Consider the following 21,889-nt stretch of genomic DNA (forward strand, 5'->3'; position numbering starts at 1 on the left):
CCCGCAAGACATCAAGGGGTTCCTGACCATGCGCCATTTCCTGCTCGCCGCCGCCATCGCCTGTATCTGCACAACGCCCGCTCTGGCCCAGACGCCCGAGCAGGAGGCCGAGGCTGCGCTGGAGGCGGCGCCGGTATGGGATGGGCACAACGACGTCCCCGAGCAACTGCGCGACCGCTATCGCAACATGCTCGCCGATTTCGACTTTACCGACACGACACAGGCGCCGCCCAACGGATGGAGCGAGGGCGGGATGCACACCGATTTGCCGCGCCTGCGCAAGGGGCATGTCGGGGCGCAGTTCTGGTCGGTCTATGTCTCGGCCGGCCTACCCGACGCCGAAGCCACGGTGGCTGTTCTCGAGCAGATCGACGTGATGAAACGGCTCATCGCGCGCTATCCCGACGACCTCGCCTTCGCCACAACGGCCGACGAGGTTGCGGCAGCGATGAAGCGCGGCAGGATCGCCTCGCTGCTGGGCATGGAAGGCGGCTACGCCATCTCGGACAGCCTTGCGGTGTTGCGCCAGTTCTACGCGCTCGGCGCGCGCTATATGACGCTGACGCATTCGAAGAAGATGTCCTGGGCCGACAGCGCCACCGACACGCCGCAGCACGACGGGCTCACACCCTTCGGCGAGCAGGTGGTGCGCGAGATGAACCGGCTCGGCATGCTGGTCGATCTCAGCCATGTCAGCGAGGCGACGATGATGGACGCGCTGGATGTCGCCAAGGCGCCGGTGATATTCAGCCATTCGGGCGCCCGCGCGATCAACGGCCATGCCCGCAACGTGCCCGACAGCGTGCTGGCGCGTCTGCCCAAGAACGGCGGGGTGGTGATGGTCGTGGCACTGCCGGGCTATCTCAGCGAGGCACAACGGCAGTGGTATGCCAATCGCGAGGGCGAAAAGGCACGGCTCGAATCGCTGTGGCGCGGCCAGCCCGACGCAGTGGCCGCTGCTCTCGAGCAATGGGACGCAGCGCACCCGACGCCGACCGCCTCGGTCTCCGACATGGCGGACCACATTGATCACATCCGCAAGGTCGCCGGGATCGACCATATCGGCCTCGGCGGCGACTATGACGGGATGGCCATCGGCCCGGTCGGCATGGAGGATGCCAGTGGCTACCCGGCGCTGTTCGTCGAGCTCGCCCGTCGGGGCTATTCGAAGGCCGATCTGCAGAAGATCGCCAGCGGCAATATGATGCGCGTGCTGCGCACCGCCGAACGCTATGCGGCGAGCGTCCGCGACATGCCGCCGATCGAAACTCCGCTGCCCGAAGAATAGGGACTGGCTGTCCGGCGGTGGATCACAGCCGTTCGAGTGTCAGCGGATCGCGTTCGCCATCGAAGAACTGCTCGAGCGCGTCGGCAAAGACCTGCGCGTCGTCATCGGGGCAGGCGGCTTCGAACAGGGTCATCGAGCTGCGGAACTTCATCGCGTCGAGCGGGCCGAGGATATCCTCGGCGCGCATCGTTCCCGCCCAGTCGAGCATGGCTTCGCTTGCCTCGAACAGCCGCGGGCCCAGCTCCTCGTGCGCGCAATAGGCGCGCGCCTCGGCTGCGTTCGCCAAGGCGAATTTGCGCGCCGCCGCGCTTTTGCCGAGGCCTGCGATCTGGGGGAAGACGAACCACATCCAGTGGCTGGTCTTGGCGCCTTCGCGGATCTCCTCGAGCGCGCGTTCGTAGACCCCGCCATCCTGCGCCTGCAGGAACGGGGCAAACCGATCCCGATCAGTCGCCGTCGACATGGTCGGGGAGGCCATCGAGCTCGGTCGAGGCGAAATCCTCGAGTTCATCCTCGCTCATGCTGTCGTACATTTCGCGCGAGGCACCCTTGAGGTCATCGACCTTCGTCTCGCCACGCTTGGCGGCGAGCGCGGCGCCCGCCGCACGCTGCTGGGCTTTCGACTTCGCCGGCATCAGTCTTGGACGGAGAGCTCGGAGCCGAGCTTCAGAACTTCGTCGCCATCGTCCTGCCTGACGAGATAGGCGGGATTGTCGGCATCGCCGTGGCGGGTGATCTCGCTCCCCTTCAGTGTGCGGGTGACATCGCGTTCGTAACGTTCCGCGATCCGGCCCTGGCCCTTGCCGTCACCCCAGTCCCATTCGACATACTGGCCGGTTCGGAAGCTGTTCGATGTGCCCATGTGCGAATCTCCCGTCCCGGTCAGTTCTCGATGACCTCGATGCCGTCTTCCATCGTCGTCTCATCGTCCGGGGTGGCCGTCTGGTCGTCGCCCAGATCGGTAACGATGCTGTCGGTGTCGTCGCCGTCATCTTCCATCGAGGAAATCTGGCCGCTGACGGTCCCTTCCTCCTCGACATCGCCGGTGCTCAGCGCGGGTATGATCCAGGTGATCGAAAGCAGGATGATCGCGAGCAGCAGGCCGCCGGCCAGCACCCAGCGCACGACGCCTTCCTTCGAGCCGCCACTCGCCTCGGTTTCGTCGAGATGGACTTCTTCGCCTTCCTTGTGCACGCTTTGTCTCCCTGTCTTGTCGCGAACCCGCGTGTTTCAGGGAGGTTTACGTTCACACAGCGCGAATGTTCCGGCGGCTCAGTCGCGCAGGAGGTCGTTGATCCCCGTCTTTTCGCGGGTCTGGGCATCGACCGTCTTGACGATCACCGCGCAGGCGAGGCCGGGGCCGCCATCCTTGCCGGGCAAGGTGCCGGGAACGACCACCGAGAAGGGCGGGAGTTGGCCGCGGATCACCTCGCCGGTGTCGCGGTAGACGATCTTGGTCGATTGGGTGATGAAGACGCCCATCGATACGACACAGCCTTCGCCAACGATGACGCCTTCGACGATCTCGCTGCGCGCGCCGATAAAGCAATTGTCGCCGATGATGGTCGGGTTGGCCTGCATCGGTTCGAGCACGCCGCCGATCCCCGCGCCCGCCGAGATATGGCAGTTTTCGCCGATCTGCGCGCAGCTGCCGATGCTGGCCCAGGTGTCGACCATCGTGCCCTTGCCGACATAGGCGCCAATGTTGACGAAGCTCGGCATCAGCACGCAGCCGGGCGCGATATAGGCGCCCTCGCGGGCCACCGCGCCGGGAACGACGCGGAAGCCTGCGTCGCGGAAACGGGCATCGTCCCAGCCGGCGAACTTGCTCGGCACCTTGTCGAAAGCCGGATGGCCGGCGCTGCCGCCTTCCATCACCCGGTTGTCGTTGAGGCGGAAGCTGAGCAGCACGGCCTTCTTGAGCCACTGGTTGACCGTCCAGCCGCCCTTGCCATCGGGCTCCGCCACGCGGCCGGTGCCGCTGTCGAGCATGCTAAGCGCCGCATTCACCGCCTCGCGCACGTCCGCGCTTTGCGGCGTGACATTGGCGCGGTCTTCCCACGCGGCTTCGATGGCAGTTTCGAGGTCGGCACTCATGGTAATCTCCGAATAGAATTCGGAAGGGTCGTTAGCAGGCCCGCAGCGCTAGTCCATCCCTGCGGCGACGGCGAAATCGTAAGCGCGGTCGACCAGCGGAGCAACGCGTTCGGACATCGATTTCGCATGCGCGGAGGATGCGGTCCCGTCGATCACGCGCTTCTTGATCCCCTGCATGATGCCTGCAAGCCGGAAGAGGTTGTAGGCGAAGTACCAGTCCATCGGCGGAACCGGATAGCCGGTGCGCGCGACATAGCGTTCGACCGCTTCTTCCTGCGAGGGGATTCCGAGCTGCTTCAGGTCCAGCCCTTCGAGCCCGGCACGTCCGTCGTGCGGATTGTGCCAGTTGAGCATGAGATAGCTGAAATCGGCGATCGGGTCGCCCAGCGTCGACAGCTCCCAGTCGAGCACCGCAAGGACACGGTTCTCGGTCTTGTGGAAGATCATGTTGTCGAGGCGGTAGTCGCCATGAACGACGGAACTTTCATGCTGCGGCGGGATGGTCTGGGGCAGCCATTCGATGAGCCGCTCCATCTTGGGCATGTGCTCGGTTTCCGACAGCTTGTATTGCTTCGACCAGCGGCTGATCTGGCGCGCGCAATAATCGGTCGGCTTGCCGAAATCGGACAGCCCGATGGCGTCGGGATCCTTGGTATGCAGATCGGCGAAGGTGTCGATCATCGCATTGTAGATTTCGCGCCGTTCTTCAGGCGTGTTGTTCGGCAGCGAGCCGTTCCACAAGCTCCGCCCGTCGGCGAGGCCCATGACGAAGAACTTCGACCCGATGACTTCCGGATCCTCGCACAGGCCATAGGTCTTGGGCACGGGGAAGCCGGTCGGCCCGAGCGCGTGCATCGCCTTGTATTCGCGGTCGACCGCATGGGCGCTGGGCAGCAGCTTGCCGAAGGGCTGTCGGCGCAGCACATAGGACCGGTTCGGCGTATCGATCCGATAAGTCGGGTTCGACTGCCCGCCCTTGAACTTCGAATAGGCGATCGGTCCCTCGAAGCCCTCGACATGGGCCTCGAACCAGGCAGTCAGCGCGCCGAGGTCCATTGCGTCGGCGTCGGACACTTCGACCGTGCCGACCATTTCCTTGTCGAAATCGATCTCACTCATTCCTGTTTCCCAGCGAAGGCTGGGACCTCCTTATGGTCGGCGCTGTGCCGAGGGAGGCCCCAGCCCTCGCTGGGGCTCGTTGCTTCAGTCGAACACCACCACGCTGCGGGCGGAATGGCCGCCCTTCATCTTCTCGAATCCCTCGTTGATCTTTTCGAGCGGGATGCGCTCGGCGATGATCGTGTCGAGGTCGAGCAGGCCGCGCATGTAGAAATCGACGAGGCGCGGCAGGTCGACCGGGAAGTGGTTCATTCCCATGATCGCGCCCTGCAGCTTCTTGCCCGAAAGCAGGTCCATCGCGCCAAGGCCGACCTTGCAGTCGAGCGGCATCATGCCGAGGATCGTCGCGGTGCCGCCGCGCCGCAGGATCTTGACCGCGAGATCGGCGCTGGCCTGGCGGCCGACGGCCTCGATCGCATGGTGTACGCCGCCGCCGGTGATCTTCATCACTTCCTCGACCGCATTGTCGGCCATGGCGTCGATCGTATGCGTCGCGCCGAGGACCTCGGCCAGATCGCGCTTTTCCTTGATCGGGTCGAGGGCGATGACCTTGCCCGCACCGGCGATCTTGGCTGCGTTGATAGCGGCCAGGCCGACGCCGCCGCAGCCGACCACGGCCACGGTTTCGCCCGGTACGACCGAGCAGGCGTTGAAGATCGTGCCCGCCCCCGTCGTCACCGCGCAGCCGATCACCGCCGCGCGGTCCAATGGCATGTCCTTGTCGATCGCCACGCAGGCGTGTTCGTGGATCAGCATCTGTTCGGCGAAGGCCGAGAGGTTGAGCATCTGGGCGACCGGGCCGCTGCCGTCGGCCCGCATGATGCGCGGCTTGGCAGTCTGGTCGCGGCGCGTGTCCGCCCCCATGCACAGCGCCATGCGGCCGGTGACGCAGAATTCGCAGTGCCCGCAGAATGCGGAGAGGCAGGAGACCACGTGGTCGCCCGGCTTCACCGTCTTCACTTCGCTGCCGACCGCGCGCACCACGCCCGCCGCCTCATGGCCGGGAATGGCCGGCAGCGGATGCGGATAGGCGCCGTCGATGAAGTGCAGGTCCGAATGGCACAGCCCGCAGGCCTTGGTGTCGATCAGGACCTCGTGCGGGGCCGGATCGGCGAGTTCGACCTCGCCGATCGTGAGCGAACCGACCTGTTCGAGGATTGCAGCCTTGGCCATCAGCGCGTCGCTCCCATGTCGCCCGAACTGAGGTTATCATTGCCCGAAGTCGGGGCCGCGCCCTCGCGCAGCGCGTTCGCGGTGGGGCCCTTCTCGGGCAGGTGCTTGGCGAATTCCATGCGCGCGATCGAGCGGGCGTGGACCTCGTCCGGCCCGTCGGCGAGACGCAGCGTGCGCTGGTGGGCATAGGCGCTGGCGAGACCGTAGTCCTCGCTCACGCCGCCGCCGCCATGCGCCTGGATCGCATCGTCGATGATCTTCAGCGCCATGTTGGGCGCCTGCACCTTGATCATGGCGATTTCCTGCTTGGCGGCCTTGTTGCCGACCTTGTCCATCATGTCGGCCGCCTTGAGGCAGAGGAGGCGTGTCATATCGATATCGATACGCGCGCGCGCAACGCGCTCTTCCCATACCGAATGCTTGTAGATCGGCTTGCCGAAGGCTTCGCGTTCCTGGAGGCGCTTGCACATCTTGGCGAGCGCTTCCTCGGCGACGCCGATGGTGCGCATGCAGTGGTGGATACGGCCCGGACCGAGACGGCCCTGCGCGATCTCGAAGCCGCGTCCTTCGCCCAGCAGCATGTTGTCGACCGGGACGCGGACGTCCTTGAGCTCGACCTCCATGTGGCCGTGCGGCGCATCGTCATAGCCGAACACGGGCAGGTGCCGGATGATGTTCACGCCCGGCGCGTCATTCGGCATGAGCAGCATCGACTGTGCGGCGTGGCGACCGGCTGAAAAATCGGTCTTGCCCATCACGATCGAGACCTTGCAGCGCGGATCGCCTAGCCCTGAGGACCACCATTTGCGGCCGTTGATGACATATTCGTCACCATCGCGCTCGATGCGGGTCTCGATGTTCGTCGCGTCGGAGGAGGCGGTGAAGGGTTCGGTCATGAGGAAGGCCGAGCGGATCTCGCCGTTCATGAGCGGGGTCAGCCACTTGTCCTTCTGCGCGCGCGTGCCGTAGCGGTGAAACACTTCCATATTGCCGGTGTCGGGCGCCGAGCAGTTGAAGACTTCGGAGGCAAAACCGACGCGGCCCATTTCCTCGGCGCACAGCGCATATTCGAGATTGGTCAGGCCGGGGCCTTCGAATTCGTAGGTTTCCTCGACATGGTGATGGCCGTCGTTGCGCGGCGGCATGAAGAGGTTCCAGATGCCTTCGGCCTTGGCCTTGGCCTTGAGTTCCTCGACCACGGGGATGACCTTCCAGCGGTCGCCCTCGGCATCCTGCTCCTTGTAGGTCGGGATGGCGGGACGGATGTGATCGTCGATGAAGTTCTTCACCCGGTCGCGCCAGTATGCTTGCCGTTCTGTCGGTTCGAAATCCATCGTTGCTGTCCTCTTCTCTCTCGATTCCGTTGCTTTAGGAAACTGGCACGACAGCGACGCCGCGCCAAGGGCTAATCAGGGTGGGGTGACCGCTGCGTCGACATCCGCGCGGGCCGCGGCGTCGAGTGCGGCGAGCCGCGCCTCGTGCTGCGCGCGGTCGATCGGGAAGCGCCCGAGCCAGTAGGCGGCGATCAGTCCGAGAATGGTGATCGCTCCGCAATAGAGCAGGATCATCTGCGTTACGACTTCGGGTGCCACGCTCGCTGGCGCCGCCCTGGCGGGCAGGTTCGACAATGCGATGACCTGGCCGCCGAGCAGGATGCCGCCGCCGGTGGCGCATTTCTGGACGAACCAGTTGCCCGAATAGAAACTGCCCTCGGCGCGGCGACCGGTGCGTTCCTGGTAGGCCTCGACGATCTCGGCGATCATCGAGCTGCCCGAAATCATCACCACCACGCCCAGCGTGTTGGATACCAGTAGGAAGCCGTAAAACAGCGCGGCGCTCGTCGGCGTGCCCACCGTGGGCCACAGGCCCGCGAGATAGAGCGAGAAGGGCGTCAGGATAACTCCGAGCGAGCCGAGCGAGCCGATGACCGCGCTCCTGGGCTTTCCCCAGCGCCGGTGCATCGGCCCGACGATGAAGAACATCGCGATGACCGACAGGAACAGGATGAGGGGGAATATCCGCAGTTCGGCGGTGTCGAACCGCCAGACGAAGATGTTGAGGTAATTCGTCAGCGAGAAGGTCAGTCCCTGGCTGATATAGGCCGCGAGCGCACCCGCCGCGAAGATCAGGAAAGCCTTCTCGCTGAAGGCATCGACGATCTCGCCGAAGGCGCCGCGCCAGCTGAAGGGCGGGGCTCTGGTCTCGGGGTAGCCGGCGACGAGCCTGTGCTGGCCGAGCGCCGACCCGAGCACCGACACGACCATCAATAGCGCGCCGACGAGGCCGAACCAGAAATAGCCGTCCGGCTGCAACAGCCCTTCGGGCCCGGGCATGAAGACGAAATAGGCGAGAAACATCATCACCAGGCCACCGCACCATCCGAACAGGTAGCGATAGCGGAACAGCGTGGTGCGTTCGTCGTAATCGGCGGTGATTTCGGGCAGCAGGCTTACCGAGGGGACCTCGCAGGCCGACAGCAGGACGCGCACCGACACCGCGATGGCGAGCAATTCCCAGAAACCCGGCGTGCCTCCGCCCGGCGGGTGCCACATCAGCACCCAGGCGAAGGCGAGCGGGATCGGTGCGGCATAGAGCCATGGCAGGCGCCTGCCCCAGCGCGACCAGGTCCGGTCTGAGAGGTTGCCAAGCAGCGGGTCGACGAAGGCATCGATGACCAGCGCCAGCGCCAGCGCGAGGCTGACAGTGCCCGCATCCATGCCGAGAGCCTGGTTGTAGAAGATCAGCAGGAAGAAGCTGAAGCCTGAATCCTTGACGCCGAAGGCCACCGCGCCAAAGCCGTGGACCAGCTTGAGGCGCTGGGGAAGGGGACCGGAAACGAAAGGCATCAGGCGGTCTGCTGCGCTGCTTTCACCTGTTCCTCGAGCGCAATCAGCGCCTCGAACGCGCCGCCTTCCTCCGGATCCCAGCTATGCCGCGGCCCGAGGGTCAGCCCGCCATCGACGATCAGCGAGGTGCCGGTCATGAAGCCGGCTTCTTCGCTGGCGAGGAAGGCCACGGCATTGGCAATGTCGATCGGCTGGCCGCCACGCGCCACCGGCTGCGCGTTGGACGACATTTGCGCGATGCTTGCCTTGGCCTGCGCCTTGAATTCCTCGGGAATGTCCAGGCTGGCGGTAAAGATGTTGGTGTTGATGAAGCCGGGTTGCACCGCGTTCACGCGGATGCCGTGCTGGGCCAAGTCGGTCGCTGCGCATTTGGTGAGATGCAGCACGCCCGCCTTGGCCACGGCATAGGTCGTCGGCGAATAGCCCGGACCGACTGCCGCGACGCTCGAAACGTTGACGATGCTCGCCCCCTTGCGTCCCATCATGTGCGGCACGGCATAGCGGATCCCGAACGCCACCGACCGCAGCAGCAGGTCCATCGTCCGGTCCCAGGCTTCGGGCTCGATCTCGGCGATGTTCTCGCGCGCGCCGCCGGCGCCCGCATTGTTGAACACCGTATCGATCCCGCCGGTCTCGTCGGCGGCGCGATCCATCAACGCCTTGATCGCATATGGGGCGCAGACATCGCATTCGGCGAAGCGCACGTCGCCTTCGGTCTCGGCAGCCAGCTTCTCGCCGCCGGCAACATCGATATCGCTGGCGAAGACCACCGCGCCTTCGCGCGCGAACAACGCGGTCGCCGCCGCACCGATACCCGATGCCGCACCGGTGACGACCACGGTCTTGCCCGAGAATCGCATGCCTACTCTCTCCCCGAATTTCTCCACCGCCAGCTTAGGGGAGCAGGGGGGCGCGTCAATGAAATCCGGCTGACGTTACGGCAATGGCGCCTCCCGCGAGTGGCCTTGCATGGATGGGGCGAATCACCCTAACGTAAGCGTCAACATACCGCTGCTTTAGAAGAGAGGATTCGGCCCATGTCCGACAGCGACCTGGAGACCTTCCGCGCCGAGACGCGCGCCTGGCTTGACGCCCATTGCCCGCCCGAAATGCGCGAGCCCGTCCGCGACGAGGACGACATCTACTGGGGCGGCCGCAATGCCAGGTTCAAGAACGATGCGCAGAAGGCCTGGTTCGAGGCCTGCCGCGACAAGGGCTACACCGTGCCCGCATGGCCCAAGGAGTATGGCGGTGCCGGCCTCTCGCCCGCGCAAGCCAAGGTGCTGCGCGAGGAAATGAGCCGCATCGGCGCGCGCCCGCCGCTGTCGAGCTTCGGCATCTGGATGCTCGGCCCGGCGCTGCTGCACTTCGGCACCGAAGGCCAGAAGCAGCGCTTCCTCAATGAAATCGCCCGCGGCGAAATCCGCTGGTGCCAGGGCTATTCGGAACCGGGCAGCGGCTCGGACCTCGTGAGCCTGCAGACCTTCGGCGAGGACAAGGGCGACCACTGGGTCGTCAACGGCCAGAAAATCTGGACCAGTTACGCTGACAAGGCCGACTGGATTTTCTGCCTCGTCCGCACCGACAAGGCGAACAAGTACCAGGGCATCACCTTCATGCTCTACGACATGGCCAGCGAAGGCGTGTCGACCAAGCCGATCCTGCTGATCAGCGGCAACAGCCCGTTCTGCGAGACCTTCTTCGACGATGTGAAGGTACCCAAGAGCTATGGCGAGGACGTTCCCGCCTATGTCGGCGAGGTCAATCGCGGCTGGGATGTTGCCAAGTACCTGCTCGGCCACGAGCGCGAGATGATCTCGGGCGCCGATGGCGGCGATCGTACCAGCGCGATCGGCGCGGTGCTCACCCGCGCGAATGGCGAGATCGACCCGGTGCTGCGCGCCGAGCTGGCGCAGTTCGATGTCGACGCGCTGGCCTATGCCGCCATGGGCGAAAAGTTCCTCGACGAGATCAAGGTCGGCAAGGCGCACCCCGCGCAGCCCAACATGATGAAATATGCCGGTACCGAGCTGAACAAGCGCCGCCACGAACTGATCATGGCCGCCGGCGGTTCGACCGCGCTCGAATGGGAAAGCGAGGAGACCGGCGGCGGCAAGCCCTCGCGCAACTGGCTGCGGACCAAGGCGAACAGCATCGAAGGGGGCACCTCCGAAGTCATGCTCAACGTCATTTCCAAGCGTATTCTCGACCTGCCGGGAGCCTGATCGATGCCTCTCTATTACGACGACGACCAGGCGATGCTGGCCGAAACCGCCAGCCAGTTCATGGGCGAAGAGGGTTCGATCAAGAACCAGCTGCGCCATTGGCGCGACCGCAATTGCAAGGACGGCTTCGGCCACGGCCTGTGGCAGCAGTTCGCCGAAATGGGCTTCACCGGCATGCTGGTGGACGAGGACGACGGCGGGCTCGGCATGGGCCAGGTCGAGGCCAACATCGTGCTCGAGGAAATCGGCCGCAACCTCACGCCTTCGCCCTTCCTGTCCTCCTCCGTGCTTGCGGCCACCGCGCTCAAGCACGGCAGCAACGATGTGAAGGGCCGCTGGCTTCCCGACCTGATCGCGGGCGAGAAGGTCTATGCCGTCGCCGTGGACGAAGGCCGCAAGCACCGCCCCGAGCGGATCGCGTGCAAGGCCGAAAAATCGGGCAACGGCTTCAAGTTGTCGGGCAGGAAGGACTTCGTGGTCTACGGCGCGAGCGCCGAGATGATCGTGGTCGCCGCGCGCACTTCGGGCGGCAATAGCGAGCCCGATGGCGTGACGCTGTTCGCCGTGCCGCAGGATGCCGCGGGGATGACCCACGACAGCGTGCGCCTGGTCGACAGCTCGATGGCCAGCCACATCACCTTCGACGGCGTCGAGCTCGACGGCGATGCGGTGATCGGCGAGGTCGACGGTGGACGCGCAGTGCTCGACGCCATGCTCATGGCGGGTCGGGTCGGCTCGGCTGCCGAAGGCGTGGGCGTCGCCCGCGGCGCGATGGACATGACCGTCGACTATCTCAAGCAGCGCAAGCAGTTCGGCAGGGTAATCGGCGAATTCCAGGCGCTGCAGCACCGCGCGTCGCACCTCTATTCGGAGGTCGAGATCGCCCGCGCGGTCACGATCAAGGCGGCGCAGCTGGTCGATGCGGGCAGCGAGAAGGCCGATCTCATGGCGTCGGTCGCCAAGGCCAAGGTGGCCAAGGTCGCCGGCCTCGCGGTGCGCGAAGGCGTGCAGATGCATGGCGGCATCGGTATGACCGACGAATACGACATCGGCCTTTACATGAAGCGCGACCGCGCGCTGCAGGAGTTCCTCGGCGACCAGTACTATCATGCCGGTCGCGTGGCGGAGCTCATGGGCTACTGACACTCTCCCCTCCCGCCTGCGGGAGGGGCCGGGGGGTGGGAAGGCCAAGCGCTTGGACCCACCCCGCTGCGACTGGGCATCGAGATGCCAAGTCTCACTGCCCCTCCCGCAGGCGGGAGGGGGCAATTGGGAGAGAATTGAATGACCCTCGAAGACCTGTTCAGCCTCAAGGGGCGCGTGGCGCTGGTGACCGGCGGCAGCCGCGGTATCGGCAAGATGATCGTCGAAGGCTTCCTCGCCGCCGGGATCGACCGCGTCTACATCAGCGCGCGCAAGATCCACGAGATCGAGGAAACCTGCGCCGAACTGGGCGAGAAAGTGATCGGGATCAAGAGCGACCTTTCGACCCTCGCGGGGATCGAGGCGCTGGTCGAGGAGCTCTCCAGCCGTGAGAGCAAGCTCGATATCCTCGTCAACAATGCCGGCGCGGCCTGGGGTGTCGACTATCTCGAGTTCCCCGAAAGCGGATGGGACAAGGTCATGGACCTCAACGTCAAGACGCCCTTCTTCCTGACCCAGAAGCTGCACAAGCTGCTGACTGCCGCGGCGAGCGCCGAGAAGCCCGGAAAGGTGATCAACATCACCTCGATCGACGGCCAGCGGGTCAATCCTTGGGAAACCTACAGCTACCAGGCCTCGAAGGCGGCGCTGATCCACCTTACCCGCCGGATGGCGGCACGGCTGGTCAAGGACCATGTCTATGTCACCAGCCTGGCGCCCGGGGCCTTCCCCTCGAGCATGAACCGCGCGGCGCGCGACCAGGAGGAGAAATCCGCAGCGGGCATTCCCAGTAAGCGTGTGGGCGACAAGTACGACATGGGCGGCACGGCGGTGTATCTCGCCAGCCGCGCGGGCGACTATACGATCGGCGAGACGCTGACCGTCGACGGCGGCATCGTCAACGCGCTTCTGCCGAGCCACTTTGCCGAACCGGGCTGAGCGCCCGGACGGCGGTCAGAACTCCTCGGCGCAGATCACGCGATTGCGGCCCGAGGACTTGGCTCGGTAGAGCGCCTCGTCGGCCGCCTTGAGCGTCGCGGCATTCGATTCGGCCCCCCCCGTGGCGAGCGCGACACCGCCCGAAAAGGAGAGCAATCCCATCGGTTCGTCGGTCTCGCGCAGCTTGAATTCTTTCGCCGCGAGTTCGAACCGCGCCTTGTCGAGCAGCTTCGCGCCGCCCTTGAAGTCGCGCGAACGCATGACGAAGATGAATTCCTCGCCGCCCCAGCGACCGACGAAATGCGGCGCGCAGGTTTCCTCGAGCGTCTTGGCGACCAGCTTGATCACGCGGTCTCCGACGCTGTGGCCATAGCGGTCGTTGACCGACTTGAAATTGTCGATGTCGCACAGCGCAATGACGCGCGGTTCGCCCTTTTCGGCGAGCTCGGCGAGCAGCGCGTCGATCGCGCGGCGGTTGGCCAGCCCGGTCAACTCGTCGCGATGCGCATCGTTGCGTGCCGCCTCGAGCTCCTCGCGCAGCGATTTCACTTCCTTTACCGCCGCAGTCAGCCGGCTTTGTGCCTGCAGCGAATGCTCGACCATCTTGGCGATGACCGTCATCGCATTGGTGCTGTCGCCCGAAAAGGCATCGGCCTCTTCGCTCAGCTCGCGCGCAAAAGCGCCCGTCGCATCGGCGGCCGACGAGGTCAGTTCGCTGATCTTGAGGGTCTGGTGACGCAGCTGCGTGGCGAGCGAGACGTTGTTGCGTTCCTGCAAGCCGAAGATGGCGAGCCCGCCGTGCCGCTCGAAGATCGTGTCGACCTCCTCCTGCTTGATGCGGAACCCCTCGTCGGTGATCGCCTTGATCGCCAGTGCGATGGGCGATCCGCGATCGTGCAGCGCGATATAGGCCAGCGTATAATTCTGGGGGGTTGGCGGCAGGCGATGGCTTTTGAGGAATGCCAAGGTCTTCGCGCCTTCGTCAAACTCCATCGCGGACATGGCCACCCTGAATTCCCGGATCCTCGATTTCGCGCTTGCTCGCGCGGTGCGGTTCTAGCGATAGCGGGCAAAGATTGACAATTCGCATCCGGACTGTCCCCGGCAAAAAGACCATGTCGAGCCGGTCAGGCCATCAATTCGCGCACGAAGGGAATCAGCCCGGTCTGTCGCTGGCGTTTCATCCGTTCGGCGTCGAGGATTTCGCGCACCTTGGCAAAGCAGCTGTCGACGTCTTCGTTGATCACGACATAGTCATAGGCATCCCAGTGGCTGATCTCGGCGCGGGCGCGTTCCATCCGCGCGGCGATCACGGCGTCGCTGTCGGTTCCGCGGCCGCGCAGCCGGCGTTCGAGTTCGGCGATGCTCGGCGGCAGGATGAAGACCCGCACCACGTCCTGCTGGTCCTTCTGGTAGAGCTGCTGCGTACCCTGCCAGTCGATGTCGAAGAGGAAATCCTGCCCTTCTTTCAGCGCGTTGCGGATGCGCCCCTTGGGCGTGCCGTAACGATGGCCGAAGACGGGGGCCCATTCGTAGAAATCGTCCTCCTCGACCATCTGGTCGAATTCGGCATCGTCGACGAAATAGTAATGCACACCGTCTTTCTCGCCCGGGCGTGGCGGGCGGGTGGTGACGCTGACCGATAGCTTGATCTCGTCGTCGGCGGCGAGCAGCATGCGTGAGATGGTCGTCTTGCCCGCGCCGCTGGGCGAGGAAAGGATGAACATCAGCCCGCGGCGGGCGAGTTTGTCGGAACGGTTGGTGGAATCGGCCATGCGCGCTGTTGCCGCATCGCGGGGCGGCAAATCAACCCCCGCGCGGGCGATGCCGTCAGTTCTTGTCGGCGCGCCTCGCCTGCTTGCGCAATTGCCGCTCGCCCTCGCGGCGAGATTTGCGGCGCGACTGGCTGCGATCGAACAGCACCTTGAGGAGCAGGCCGGTGCCCACCGCCACCGCGCCCGGCACCGATCGCGTCGCGACCTTGGTCACGCCATAGGCGGCGAGCGTGTGAACCACGCTACGGTTTTCGACCGCGTCCTTGGCGAACTGCTTGCCATATTGCTTGCCGAGCAGCGCCTTCTCGACCGCCATGCGCGACAGGCGCCCCGCGCTGCGCAGCATGATGTCGTGGATTATCAGGTTGGTGGCCGGGTTGGGGCTCGGTCCGGGGACCGGATCGGGCAACGCCGGTCGCTCGTCGGTAACCCGCTCGAGCGCCTTGCCCATGGTATCGGTCAGATGATCAGCCTTGTCTGCGCCGGTCGGCCCGCGTCTCGCCATGTCCTGCCCCGTTCCGCCGGGAACGGCCCGGCGCCTATTTCTTGCGGCCGAAATCGACCGTGACAACGTTCGAACCGTCGTCTGCTCCCTTAACGGCCTCGTCTCCGCCCTGTTCCGACCCGTCATTGTCGGGATGCTCGGTCTGCGCGGGCGCCATGTCGGCGACGGTGGCTTGGAACTGCAGCCCGAAATCGACCGCCGGATCGACGAACTGGGTGATCGCGGCATAGGGAATGTCGAGCTCGGCCGGAACCTGGTTGAACGACAGGCCAACCGCGAATCCGTCCTCGCGCACGGTCAGGTTCCAGAACTTGTTCTGCAGCACGATAGTCATCTCGTCGGGGAACCGCTCGCGCAAATTCGCCGGAATCGACACCCCCGGGGCGTGGGTCTTGAAGGTGATGTAGAAGTGGTGGGCGCCCGGCAGTTCGCCGCCCGTCTGTTCGATCTCGCCGAGTACGCGGCCTACCACCGCGCGCAGGGCTTCCTGGACGATGGAATCGTAGGGGATCAGGCTGTCGGGCGTATCGTCGCTCATGCCCTTTTAGGTGGAGTGGCAGGCGGGCCTGGTCAAGCGGTTTAAGTGGGTCTTTACCCCGCGCAGGGGCGCATTTCCTTGCGCCGCGCCGCGCGTCGCTCTAGCGCGGCTGGCATGCGCACAGGACGGATCGAACGCAACACCGCGGAAACCAGGATTCTCGTCGAGGTCGATCTCGACGGTAGGGGGCGCTACGAAGTCGCCACCGGGATCGGCTTTCTCGATCACATGGTCGAACAGTTCGCCAAGCATTCGCTGATCGACGTGACACTGAAGGTCGATGGCGACCTCCATGTCGACCAGCATCATACGACCGAGGACAGCGCACTGGCGCTGGGCCAGGCGCTGGCCGCCGCGCTCGGCGACAAGGGCGGCATCGCACGCTACGGCAGCGCCTATTCTCCGATGGACGAGACGCTGGCGCGCGTCGCGCTCGATATTTCCGGGCGGCCCTATCTCGTGTGGCGCGCGGGCTTCAGCCAGGAAAAGCTGGGCGAATGGGACACCGAGCTGATCGAGCACTGGTTCCATTCGGTCGCGCAGACCTGCGGGCTGACGCTGCATGTCGAACTGCTCTACGGCACCAACAACCATCATATCTGCGAGGCGATCTACAAGGGCTTCGCCCGCGCGATGCGCGCCGCTGTCGAAATCGACCCGCGCAAGGGCGGTGCGATCCCGAGTACCAAGGGACAGCTAGGTGGGTGAAGTGATCGCCCTCATCGATTATGGGGCCGGAAATCTGCACTCGGTGGAAAACGCGCTGCGCAAGGTCGGCGCCAGGGTAAGGGTGACCGCCGATCCCGACGCGATCCGCGCCGCCGACCGGATCGTCCTGCCCGGGGTCGGCTCGTTCAAGGCCTGCGCCGAGGGACTGCGCGCCGAAACCGGCGTGATCGAGGCGATGCACGAACGGGTGTTCGTTGGCGGGGCACCCTTCCTCGGTATCTGCGTGGGCATGCAATTGCTGGCCACGCGCGGCCTCGAACATGGCGAGACCAGCGGGCTCGGCTGGATCGAGGGCACGGTGCGGCTGATCGAGCCTACCGACAGCAGCGTAAAGGTCCCGCACATGGGGTGGAACGATGTCGCTCCGCTGCCGCATGCGCGCGGGCACGAGGTCATCGCTGCGGGCGAGGCCTATTTTCTCCATTCCTATCACTTCAAGGCACGCCATCACGAGGATGTGCTGGCGATGACCGACCATGGCGGCGGGCTGGTTGCGGCGGTCGGGCGCGACAATATCGCCGGGGTGCAGTTCCATCCCGAAAAGAGCCAGGCCTACGGGCTCGACCTGCTGGGCAAATTCCTGGAGTGGAAACCTTGATCGTCTTTCCTGCCATCGACCTCAAGGCGGGTGCGGTCGTGCGCCTTGCCGAGGGCGATATGGACCGCGCGACCGTCTATGGCGATGATCCCGCAGCGCAGGCGCGGCTCTTCGCCGAAGCCGGGGCGAAGCATCTGCACGTCGTCGATCTCGACGGCTCGTTCAAGGGGGCGGCGCAGAACCGCGCGGCGGTCGAGGCGATCGTCGCGGCGTTCCCGGGGCGCGTCCAGCTCGGGGGCGGTATCCGCACGCGCGCCGATGTCGAAGGCTGGTTCGCGGCGGGCGTCGCCCGGGTGGTGATGGGGTCCGCCGCGCTCAAGGATCCCCAATTCGTCAAGGATATGGCGCGCGAACATCCCGGCGCCGTGGTGGTGGCGGTCGATGCGCGCAATGGCAAGGTCGCGACCGAGGGCTGGGCAGAGGTTTCGGACGTGTCGGTGATCGATCTCGCCCGGCGGTTCGAGGATGCCGGCGTCGCCGCGCTGCTGTTTACCGACATCGGCCGCGACGGATTGCTCACCGGGGTCAATATCGATGCAACGGTCGGGCTGGCGCGACAGGTGGACATCCCGGTGATTGCCAGTGGCGGGGTCAAGGGCCTGTCCGACATCGACCTGCTGGCGCGCTTTGCGCATGAGGGGATCGAAGGCGTGATCACCGGGCGCGCGCTCTATGACGGCCGGCTCGATCTTGCCAAGGCGCTGCGCGCAGCGGAGGGCATATGAAACGCCTCTTGGTCGTTGCGGTCGGTTGTCTTGTCGCAGCTGGCGCGGGCATTGCCCTTGGTTCCAGCGGCAAGATCATACTGCTGTCTGTGATCGAATTCCTCGTGCTGTTCGTTGCGCTCACAGCGATCGTGGCGGTAGCGCGTCGGTTGGGTCCCATCAGCGTGAGCCCCGATCCGATTATAATCGGATGTGCTGCGGTTCTGCCCGTCATCTACGTATCGTGGTCGACTGCTGCATGACCGTCCGCATCCGCGTCATTCCCTGCCTCGACGTGCGCGACGGGCGCGTCGTCAAGGGCGTCAATTTCGTCGATCTCAAGGATGCCGGCGACCCGGTTGAACAGGCCAAGGCCTATGACGCCGCCGGAGCGGACGAGCTCTGTTTCCTCGACATCTCGGCCAGCCACGAAGGGCGCGGGACGCTGCTCGACATGGTCGAGCGCACCGCAAAGGTCTGCTTCATGCCGCTGACTGTCGGCGGCGGGGTGCGCAGCGTAGAGGATGCGCGGGCACTGCTGCTCGCGGGCGCGGACAAGGTAGCGGTCAATTCGGCCGCCGTCAGCCGCCCCGAACTGGTGCGCGAGATCGCCGAGAAATTCGGCAGCCAGTGCGTCGTCGCGAGCGTCGATGCGCGAGCCTCGACCAGCGGCGCGGTGCGCGGCTGGGAAATCTACACGCACGGCGGACGCAAGCCCACCGGGATCGACGCGGTCGAACACGCGATCCGCCTTGCCGAACTGGGCGCGGGCGAACTGCTCGTCACCTCGATGGATGGCGACGGGACCAGGGCGGGCTACGATGTCGAACTGACCCGCGCGATCGCCGATGCGGTGTCGGTTCCGGTCATCGCCAGCGGCGGGGTCGGATCGCTCGATCACCTCGTCGAAGGGGTGACGCGCGGCCATGCCAGCGCGGTGCTCGCCGCCTCGATCTTCCATTTTGGCGAGCATACGATCGCCGAGGCGCATGCCGCCCTGCGCGCGGCGGGGTTGCCTGCCCGCGGTTGAGACCGTCCCGCAGCGGGACGGCGCGCGTCCCGTTCATGCGGGATTTCGTGCCAAATGTTAAAAAGGCCCCATGTCCAGCCAGTTCATTTCCCTGGCCGCGCAATTCGCGGATCTCGGCGGTCCCGCGGGCCTGGCCGCGCGGCTGGTCGAGCCGAGTACGCTGACGCTGGTCGCGGTCGGGCTGGCGGGCCTGCTGATCGGTCGTTTCCTGGTGAGCCGCAACGAAGATTGACGCTGGGCGCGGGGCCCGTGCATAGCGCGGGCCATGGACACGCTAACCCGCCTCGAACGGACCATTGCCGAGCGGCGCCGGGCCGACCCTTCGCAAAGCTATGTCGCCAGTCTCCATGCCAAGGGCTTGCCGCAGATCGCGCGCAAGCTGGGCGAGGAAGGGGTCGAGGCGGCGGTGGCGACGCTTTCGGGCAGCGAGGCTGAACTCACTGGCGAGGCGGCCGACATCCTCTTCCACCTGCTCGTGGCGCTCGATGCGCGGGATGTCGCTTTTGCCGATGTGCTGGCCGAGCTCGACCGGCGCGAGGGGACATCGGGACTCGAGGAAAAGGCCGGGAGAACCAAGTAGATGCCGATCGATCCGACGCTGCCCTATGACGACGACAACATTTTCGCCAAGATCCTGCGCGGCGAAATTCCCTCGACCAAGGTATACGAAGACGAATGGGCCTTCGCTTTCGAGGATATCAACCCGCAGGCCGAGGTGCATACGCTGGTGGTGCCCAAGGGGCGCTATGTCAGCTGGGACGATTTCAGTGCTCGGGGAAGCGCCGAGGAGATAGCCGGCTTCGTGCGCGCTGTCGGCCAGGTCGCGCGCGACAAGGGACTGGTAGAGCCGGGTTACCGGATGATGGCCAATGTCGGCGCGCATGGTGGGCAGGAAGTCCCCCATCTGCACGTCCATATATTCGGCGGGCAGCCGCTCGGGCCGATGATCGCGCGGCGATGATTTTGCACGCGGGCTGGCACAGCAAGGGCCTGACGGAGGTCCGGCACGCACGCAAAAGAAGTTGACCGAATCCCCCGGGGCAGTTAACGGCGCGCTTGATTTCGCGCGTCGGGACACCATTTCCGGCGCGTATTTATTTGACGAGAGACACCATGAAGATTCGCAACAGCCTCAAGTCGCTCAAGGGCCGCCATCGCGATTGCCGCGTCATCCGCCGCCGCGGGCGCACCTACGTCATCAACAAGACCAACCGCCGCTTCAAGGCCCGTCAGGGCTAATTCGCGGCTCCGCTCGCTTGCGGGCGGAAGCGTTGTTCGACCGGCCCGGCTCCGACGAGGAGTGCGGGCCGTTCGTGTTTGGGGCGATGCTCCCTGGAGCCTGCGGCAGCCCCTCCGGTAGCGAGGTAAGGATGACGATCGAAGCCGTCGTGTTCGACGTAGGGCGCGTTCTCTACCAGTGGCAGCTCAGGCACCTGTTCGCAAAGATCGTCTCCGACGAGGCACGGCTGGAAAAGCTGCTCGGCGAGGTCGTGACCGAGCAATGGCATTTCCAGCACGACCAGGGGCGCACGCTGGCCGAAATGGTGCCCGAGCGAATCGCCCTCTATCCCGATTTCGAAACCGAAATCCGCGCCTATGCGACGCGGTTCAACGAATCCATTCCCGGGCCGGTGCCGGGCAGCCTCGAGCTTGTCGAACGGCTCGATGCGGACGGAGTGCCGCTGTTCGCAATCACCAATTTCGGGGCCGAATTCTGGGCCGGCTTTCGCCCGACCGCGCCGATTTTCGACCGCTTCCGCGAAATCGTGGTCTCGGGCGAGGAGAAGCTTGCCAAGCCCGATCCGGCGATCTTCGCGCTGGCCGAGCGGCGGTTCGGCCTGCCTGCCGAAAGGATGCTGTTCATCGACGACAACCGCGCCAATGTCGACGCGGCGGCGGCCTGCGGCTGGCACGCGCATCATTTCACTGCTGCCGATCGGCTCGAGGCCGACCTCGCGCGGCGCGGTCTCATCTGAGAAAGAGATAGGCTCGCCAAGAAAAAGGGCCCCGGCGAGCGTTCGCCGGAGCCCGTAGTCAGCCACCCGATGGAGAGGGGTGGGGGTGATGCTTCATCAGCCGTTGCACTGCGCCAGCTTGTCGGCGTCGAGCGCTTCCTCATTGGCAGTGAAAGCGGCGATCGCGCCGTGTTCGCGCTGCAGTTCGCGGCACATGCGCAGCGGGCGCGAGTTGCCCTTGTTGGCAACGCAGGTGGTGCCCTTGCAGGCCCAGGCGACGCCGCCAGCCACGGTGGTGGTCGGCGCAGCGACCGGCTGGGCCAGCTCGACGGTGTAGAAATAGCCGTTCGACTTGGCTTCGGCCGCGGTCGGTGCGAGGGCGCCAAAGGTCAGGCCGGTATAGGCGAGAGCCGCGGCGAAAACGCCGACATGGCTTGCGCGGGAGAGGATGGAGGTCATGGGGGGAGTCCTTCCGGGTTGCAATTATCTCAACAGGAATTGAGCTTTCTGCAATTCAGTTGCAAATCGCAACCTAATGCTGTGAGGCGCTCTAGGCTATTGGGTTTTGCAATGCAACCCAGTTTTCGAATTATTTGGCAAACGCCGATTTTGCGCTAGAGAGGATAGGTTGCCGAAAGAGGACTGATTTTATGGGTGACCTCCGCGAACCGCTGCGCGAACTGACCGAATGCGGCCTGCCGCAAGCGCTTGAAGTCATGGGCGAGCGATGGTCGTTCATGATTTTGCGCGCCAGTTTCAACGGCTTGCATCATTTCGAGGAGTTCCTCAGCGAGCTCGGCATTGCCCGCAATATCCTCTCGAACCGGCTTGCCAAGCTGGTCGCCAACGGCATCCTCAAGCGTGACCCCTGCGCCGACGACAAGCGCAAGATCGAGTATCGGCTGACCGACAAGGGGCTCGACCTGCTCCCGGCGATGGTCGCGCTGCGCCAGTGGGGCCAGAAATACGGCGCCGAAGTGGTGGAAAACCCCGTCTTGGTCGATGAGCGCGATCGCCTGCCGATCGGTCCGACCTCGATTCTCAGCCACGACGGCCGGATACTCGGACCGGCCGATCTCCACCTCGTCGAACGTGGCAGCCTCGGCATCCGTGCCGACGGCAGTCGCGCCGAGGCCGGTGCGGCGCTCGAACGCGGCCAGGTGATCGACATCGCCAGCATGCGCAAGGCGCAGAGCGCGGCCTGAATCGCGCCGCTCGGCTCGCG

General features: G+C 65.1%; 30 protein-coding genes. 15 read left to right on the forward strand and 15 right to left on the reverse strand.

Annotated elements, in window-relative coordinates; genetic code table 11:
- The first annotated feature begins 28 nt into the window (after positions 1 to 28).
- Positions 29 to 1,288 (forward strand): dipeptidase, encoded by a 1,260-nt coding sequence (locus ACEQZ0_RS10450; protein ID WP_370190717.1) that lies wholly within the window; start codon positions 29 to 31, stop codon positions 1,286 to 1,288.
- A gap of 22 nt (positions 1,289 to 1,310) precedes the next feature.
- Here the strand turns inward: ACEQZ0_RS10450 and ACEQZ0_RS10455 are convergent, their stop codons facing one another.
- The 10 genes from ACEQZ0_RS10455 to ACEQZ0_RS10500 form a co-directional block, all read right to left on the reverse strand.
- Positions 1,311 to 1,751 (reverse strand): DUF1810 domain-containing protein, encoded by a 441-nt coding sequence (locus ACEQZ0_RS10455; protein WP_370190718.1) that lies wholly within the window; start codon positions 1,749 to 1,751, stop codon positions 1,311 to 1,313.
- Entirely contained in the window at positions 1,735 to 1,923 is a 189-nt protein-coding gene (locus ACEQZ0_RS10460; RefSeq protein WP_370190719.1) for a DUF3008 family protein, read from the reverse strand. Before ACEQZ0_RS10460 ends, ACEQZ0_RS10455 begins: the two co-directional genes overlap by 17 nt.
- Positions 1,923 to 2,150, reverse strand: a complete 228-nt coding sequence (locus tag ACEQZ0_RS10465; RefSeq protein ID WP_370190720.1) for a DUF2945 domain-containing protein — start codon at positions 2,148 to 2,150, stop codon at positions 1,923 to 1,925. Before ACEQZ0_RS10465 ends, ACEQZ0_RS10460 begins: the two co-directional genes overlap by 1 nt.
- Before the next feature lie 20 nt (positions 2,151 to 2,170).
- Positions 2,171 to 2,482, reverse strand: coding sequence for a hypothetical protein (locus ACEQZ0_RS10470; RefSeq protein ID WP_370190721.1), 312 nt, complete (start codon positions 2,480 to 2,482; stop codon positions 2,171 to 2,173).
- 78 nt (positions 2,483 to 2,560) lie between these two features.
- Entirely contained in the window at positions 2,561 to 3,385 is an 825-nt protein-coding gene (gene dapD, locus ACEQZ0_RS10475; protein ID WP_370190722.1) for a 2,3,4,5-tetrahydropyridine-2,6-dicarboxylate N-succinyltransferase, read from the reverse strand.
- 48 nt (positions 3,386 to 3,433) lie between these two features.
- Positions 3,434 to 4,504: a phosphotransferase family protein gene (locus ACEQZ0_RS10480; protein ID WP_370190723.1), complete on the reverse strand. Its 1,071-nt coding sequence runs from the start codon at positions 4,502 to 4,504 to the stop codon at positions 3,434 to 3,436.
- A gap of 84 nt (positions 4,505 to 4,588) precedes the next feature.
- Complete coding sequence (locus ACEQZ0_RS10485) at positions 4,589 to 5,677, reverse strand: Zn-dependent alcohol dehydrogenase (protein ID WP_370190724.1); 1,089 nt, start codon at positions 5,675 to 5,677, stop codon at positions 4,589 to 4,591.
- Positions 5,677 to 7,011, reverse strand: a complete 1,335-nt coding sequence (locus tag ACEQZ0_RS10490; protein WP_370190725.1) for an acyl-CoA dehydrogenase family protein — start codon at positions 7,009 to 7,011, stop codon at positions 5,677 to 5,679. Before ACEQZ0_RS10490 ends, ACEQZ0_RS10485 begins: the two co-directional genes overlap by 1 nt.
- Positions 7,012 to 7,086: 75 nt before the next feature.
- Positions 7,087 to 8,523, reverse strand: coding sequence for an MFS transporter (locus ACEQZ0_RS10495; protein ID WP_370190726.1), 1,437 nt, complete (start codon positions 8,521 to 8,523; stop codon positions 7,087 to 7,089).
- Positions 8,523 to 9,383, reverse strand: a complete 861-nt coding sequence (locus ACEQZ0_RS10500; protein WP_370190727.1) for an SDR family NAD(P)-dependent oxidoreductase — start codon at positions 9,381 to 9,383, stop codon at positions 8,523 to 8,525. Before ACEQZ0_RS10500 ends, ACEQZ0_RS10495 begins: the two co-directional genes overlap by 1 nt.
- A 177-nt stretch (positions 9,384 to 9,560) precedes the next feature.
- On the opposite strand from ACEQZ0_RS10500, the gene ACEQZ0_RS10505 reads away from it, so the two are divergent.
- The 3 genes from ACEQZ0_RS10505 (at position 9,561) to ACEQZ0_RS10515 (ending at position 12,830) form a co-directional block, all read left to right on the forward strand.
- The gene (locus ACEQZ0_RS10505; protein WP_370190728.1) at positions 9,561 to 10,748 is read left to right on the forward strand and encodes an acyl-CoA dehydrogenase family protein; all 1,188 of its coding nucleotides are present in this window, start codon (positions 9,561 to 9,563) and stop codon (positions 10,746 to 10,748) included.
- A 3-nt stretch (positions 10,749 to 10,751) separates the two neighbouring features.
- Positions 10,752 to 11,891 carry an acyl-CoA dehydrogenase family protein gene (locus tag ACEQZ0_RS10510; RefSeq protein ID WP_370190729.1) on the forward strand — a complete coding sequence of 380 codons (1,140 nt, stop codon included), beginning with the start codon at positions 10,752 to 10,754 and terminating at the stop codon, positions 11,889 to 11,891.
- 141 nt (positions 11,892 to 12,032) lie between these two features.
- Positions 12,033 to 12,830 (forward strand): SDR family oxidoreductase, encoded by a 798-nt coding sequence (locus tag ACEQZ0_RS10515; RefSeq protein ID WP_370190730.1) that lies wholly within the window; start codon positions 12,033 to 12,035, stop codon positions 12,828 to 12,830.
- Between the two features lie 15 nt (positions 12,831 to 12,845).
- On the opposite strand, the gene ACEQZ0_RS10520 is transcribed toward ACEQZ0_RS10515, so the two are convergent.
- From ACEQZ0_RS10520 to ACEQZ0_RS10535, 4 genes are all read right to left on the reverse strand, one after another.
- Positions 12,846 to 13,796 carry a GGDEF domain-containing protein gene (locus ACEQZ0_RS10520; protein WP_370190731.1) on the reverse strand — a complete coding sequence of 317 codons (951 nt, stop codon included), beginning with the start codon at positions 13,794 to 13,796 and terminating at the stop codon, positions 12,846 to 12,848.
- Positions 13,797 to 13,957: 161 nt separating this feature from the next.
- Complete coding sequence (gene gmk, locus ACEQZ0_RS10525) at positions 13,958 to 14,605, reverse strand: guanylate kinase (RefSeq protein ID WP_370190732.1); 648 nt, start codon at positions 14,603 to 14,605, stop codon at positions 13,958 to 13,960.
- A 55-nt stretch (positions 14,606 to 14,660) separates the two neighbouring features.
- The gene (locus tag ACEQZ0_RS10530) at positions 14,661 to 15,110 is read right to left on the reverse strand and encodes a hypothetical protein (RefSeq protein WP_370190733.1); all 450 of its coding nucleotides are present in this window, start codon (positions 15,108 to 15,110) and stop codon (positions 14,661 to 14,663) included.
- 34 nt (positions 15,111 to 15,144) lie between these two features.
- Positions 15,145 to 15,648 carry an SspB family protein gene (locus ACEQZ0_RS10535; protein WP_370190734.1) on the reverse strand — a complete coding sequence of 168 codons (504 nt, stop codon included), beginning with the start codon at positions 15,646 to 15,648 and terminating at the stop codon, positions 15,145 to 15,147.
- Positions 15,649 to 15,762: 114 nt separating this feature from the next.
- Between ACEQZ0_RS10535 and hisB the strand changes: the two genes are divergently transcribed.
- The 10 genes from hisB (at position 15,763) to ACEQZ0_RS10585 (ending at position 20,685) form a co-directional block, all read left to right on the forward strand.
- The gene (gene hisB, locus ACEQZ0_RS10540) at positions 15,763 to 16,356 is read left to right on the forward strand and encodes an imidazoleglycerol-phosphate dehydratase HisB (protein ID WP_370190735.1); all 594 of its coding nucleotides are present in this window, start codon (positions 15,763 to 15,765) and stop codon (positions 16,354 to 16,356) included.
- Positions 16,349 to 16,975, forward strand: coding sequence for an imidazole glycerol phosphate synthase subunit HisH (gene hisH / locus ACEQZ0_RS10545; protein WP_370190736.1), 627 nt, complete (start codon positions 16,349 to 16,351; stop codon positions 16,973 to 16,975). The genes hisB and hisH overlap by 8 nt, the downstream gene beginning before the upstream one ends.
- Entirely contained in the window at positions 16,972 to 17,700 is a 729-nt protein-coding gene (hisA, locus tag ACEQZ0_RS10550) for a 1-(5-phosphoribosyl)-5-[(5-phosphoribosylamino)methylideneamino]imidazole-4-carboxamide isomerase (protein ID WP_370190737.1), read from the forward strand. Before hisH ends, hisA begins: the two co-directional genes overlap by 4 nt.
- Positions 17,697 to 17,942 carry a hypothetical protein gene (locus tag ACEQZ0_RS10555; protein WP_370190738.1) on the forward strand — a complete coding sequence of 82 codons (246 nt, stop codon included), beginning with the start codon at positions 17,697 to 17,699 and terminating at the stop codon, positions 17,940 to 17,942. The genes hisA and ACEQZ0_RS10555 overlap by 4 nt, the downstream gene beginning before the upstream one ends.
- Positions 17,939 to 18,709 (forward strand): imidazole glycerol phosphate synthase subunit HisF, encoded by a 771-nt coding sequence (gene hisF / locus ACEQZ0_RS10560; protein WP_370190739.1) that lies wholly within the window; start codon positions 17,939 to 17,941, stop codon positions 18,707 to 18,709. The genes ACEQZ0_RS10555 and hisF overlap by 4 nt, the downstream gene beginning before the upstream one ends.
- Positions 18,710 to 18,779: 70 nt before the next feature.
- On the forward strand, positions 18,780 to 18,941 hold the full coding sequence (locus tag ACEQZ0_RS10565; RefSeq protein ID WP_370190740.1) for a hypothetical protein: 162 nt from the start codon (positions 18,780 to 18,782) through the stop codon (positions 18,939 to 18,941).
- 33 nt (positions 18,942 to 18,974) lie between these two features.
- The gene (locus tag ACEQZ0_RS10570) at positions 18,975 to 19,289 is read left to right on the forward strand and encodes a phosphoribosyl-ATP diphosphatase (protein WP_370190741.1); all 315 of its coding nucleotides are present in this window, start codon (positions 18,975 to 18,977) and stop codon (positions 19,287 to 19,289) included.
- Entirely contained in the window at positions 19,290 to 19,670 is a 381-nt protein-coding gene (locus ACEQZ0_RS10575) for a histidine triad nucleotide-binding protein (RefSeq protein WP_370190742.1), read from the forward strand. It begins immediately after the preceding gene.
- A gap of 152 nt (positions 19,671 to 19,822) precedes the next feature.
- Positions 19,823 to 19,948 carry a type B 50S ribosomal protein L36 gene (gene ykgO / locus ACEQZ0_RS10580; protein ID WP_050599643.1) on the forward strand — a complete coding sequence of 42 codons (126 nt, stop codon included), beginning with the start codon at positions 19,823 to 19,825 and terminating at the stop codon, positions 19,946 to 19,948.
- 131 nt (positions 19,949 to 20,079) lie between these two features.
- Complete coding sequence (locus ACEQZ0_RS10585; RefSeq protein ID WP_370190743.1) at positions 20,080 to 20,685, forward strand: HAD family hydrolase; 606 nt, start codon at positions 20,080 to 20,082, stop codon at positions 20,683 to 20,685.
- 96 nt (positions 20,686 to 20,781) lie between these two features.
- On the opposite strand, the gene ACEQZ0_RS10590 is transcribed toward ACEQZ0_RS10585, so the two are convergent.
- Positions 20,782 to 21,123, reverse strand: coding sequence for a hypothetical protein (locus tag ACEQZ0_RS10590; RefSeq protein ID WP_370190744.1), 342 nt, complete (start codon positions 21,121 to 21,123; stop codon positions 20,782 to 20,784).
- A gap of 191 nt (positions 21,124 to 21,314) precedes the next feature.
- Here ACEQZ0_RS10590 and ACEQZ0_RS10595 point away from each other — a divergent pair, with 191 nt between their 5' ends.
- A complete protein-coding gene (locus ACEQZ0_RS10595) occupies positions 21,315 to 21,869 on the forward strand; it encodes a winged helix-turn-helix transcriptional regulator (protein WP_370190745.1) in 555 nt (184 codons plus the stop codon).
- Positions 21,870 to 21,889 lie beyond the last annotated feature (20 nt).

Origin of the sequence: Qipengyuania sp. (assembly GCF_964227205.1) — a bacterium.
Lineage (GTDB): Bacteria > Pseudomonadota > Alphaproteobacteria > Sphingomonadales > Sphingomonadaceae > Qipengyuania.

Excerpts from the sequence above, each read along its gene's own strand:
- ACEQZ0_RS10585 (WP_370190743.1), top strand. The coding sequence starts at position 20,080 with ATGACGATCGAAGCCGTCGTGTTCGACGTAGGGCGCGTTCTCTACCAG.
- ACEQZ0_RS10535 (WP_370190734.1), bottom strand. The coding sequence starts at position 15,648 with ATGAGCGACGATACGCCCGACAGCCTGATCCCCTACGATTCCATCGTC.
- ACEQZ0_RS10510 (WP_370190729.1), top strand. The coding sequence starts at position 10,752 with ATGCCTCTCTATTACGACGACGACCAGGCGATGCTGGCCGAAACCGCC.
- ACEQZ0_RS10465 (WP_370190720.1), bottom strand. The coding sequence starts at position 2,150 with ATGGGCACATCGAACAGCTTCCGAACCGGCCAGTATGTCGAATGGGAC.
- ACEQZ0_RS10505 (WP_370190728.1), top strand. The coding sequence starts at position 9,561 with ATGTCCGACAGCGACCTGGAGACCTTCCGCGCCGAGACGCGCGCCTGG.
- ACEQZ0_RS10575 (WP_370190742.1), top strand. The coding sequence starts at position 19,290 with ATGCCGATCGATCCGACGCTGCCCTATGACGACGACAACATTTTCGCC.
- ACEQZ0_RS10570 (WP_370190741.1), top strand. The coding sequence starts at position 18,975 with ATGGACACGCTAACCCGCCTCGAACGGACCATTGCCGAGCGGCGCCGG.
- hisB (WP_370190735.1), top strand. The coding sequence starts at position 15,763 with ATGCGCACAGGACGGATCGAACGCAACACCGCGGAAACCAGGATTCTC.
- ACEQZ0_RS10530 (WP_370190733.1), bottom strand. The coding sequence starts at position 15,110 with ATGGCGAGACGCGGGCCGACCGGCGCAGACAAGGCTGATCATCTGACC.
- ACEQZ0_RS10555 (WP_370190738.1), top strand. The coding sequence starts at position 17,697 with ATGAAACGCCTCTTGGTCGTTGCGGTCGGTTGTCTTGTCGCAGCTGGC.
- ACEQZ0_RS10495 (WP_370190726.1), bottom strand. The coding sequence starts at position 8,523 with ATGCCTTTCGTTTCCGGTCCCCTTCCCCAGCGCCTCAAGCTGGTCCAC.
- ACEQZ0_RS10460 (WP_370190719.1), bottom strand. The coding sequence starts at position 1,923 with ATGCCGGCGAAGTCGAAAGCCCAGCAGCGTGCGGCGGGCGCCGCGCTC.
- ACEQZ0_RS10490 (WP_370190725.1), bottom strand. The coding sequence starts at position 7,011 with ATGGATTTCGAACCGACAGAACGGCAAGCATACTGGCGCGACCGGGTG.
- dapD (WP_370190722.1), bottom strand. The coding sequence starts at position 3,385 with ATGAGTGCCGACCTCGAAACTGCCATCGAAGCCGCGTGGGAAGACCGC.
- gmk (WP_370190732.1), bottom strand. The coding sequence starts at position 14,605 with ATGGCCGATTCCACCAACCGTTCCGACAAACTCGCCCGCCGCGGGCTG.
- ACEQZ0_RS10500 (WP_370190727.1), bottom strand. The coding sequence starts at position 9,383 with ATGCGATTCTCGGGCAAGACCGTGGTCGTCACCGGTGCGGCATCGGGT.
- ACEQZ0_RS10455 (WP_370190718.1), bottom strand. The coding sequence starts at position 1,751 with ATGTCGACGGCGACTGATCGGGATCGGTTTGCCCCGTTCCTGCAGGCG.
- ACEQZ0_RS10450 (WP_370190717.1), top strand. The coding sequence starts at position 29 with ATGCGCCATTTCCTGCTCGCCGCCGCCATCGCCTGTATCTGCACAACG.
- ykgO (WP_050599643.1), top strand. The coding sequence starts at position 19,823 with ATGAAGATTCGCAACAGCCTCAAGTCGCTCAAGGGCCGCCATCGCGAT.
- hisF (WP_370190739.1), top strand. The coding sequence starts at position 17,939 with ATGACCGTCCGCATCCGCGTCATTCCCTGCCTCGACGTGCGCGACGGG.
- ACEQZ0_RS10480 (WP_370190723.1), bottom strand. The coding sequence starts at position 4,504 with ATGAGTGAGATCGATTTCGACAAGGAAATGGTCGGCACGGTCGAAGTG.
- ACEQZ0_RS10515 (WP_370190730.1), top strand. The coding sequence starts at position 12,033 with ATGACCCTCGAAGACCTGTTCAGCCTCAAGGGGCGCGTGGCGCTGGTG.
- ACEQZ0_RS10565 (WP_370190740.1), top strand. The coding sequence starts at position 18,780 with ATGTCCAGCCAGTTCATTTCCCTGGCCGCGCAATTCGCGGATCTCGGC.
- ACEQZ0_RS10485 (WP_370190724.1), bottom strand. The coding sequence starts at position 5,677 with ATGGCCAAGGCTGCAATCCTCGAACAGGTCGGTTCGCTCACGATCGGC.
- ACEQZ0_RS10595 (WP_370190745.1), top strand. The coding sequence starts at position 21,315 with ATGGGTGACCTCCGCGAACCGCTGCGCGAACTGACCGAATGCGGCCTG.
- ACEQZ0_RS10590 (WP_370190744.1), bottom strand. The coding sequence starts at position 21,123 with ATGACCTCCATCCTCTCCCGCGCAAGCCATGTCGGCGTTTTCGCCGCG.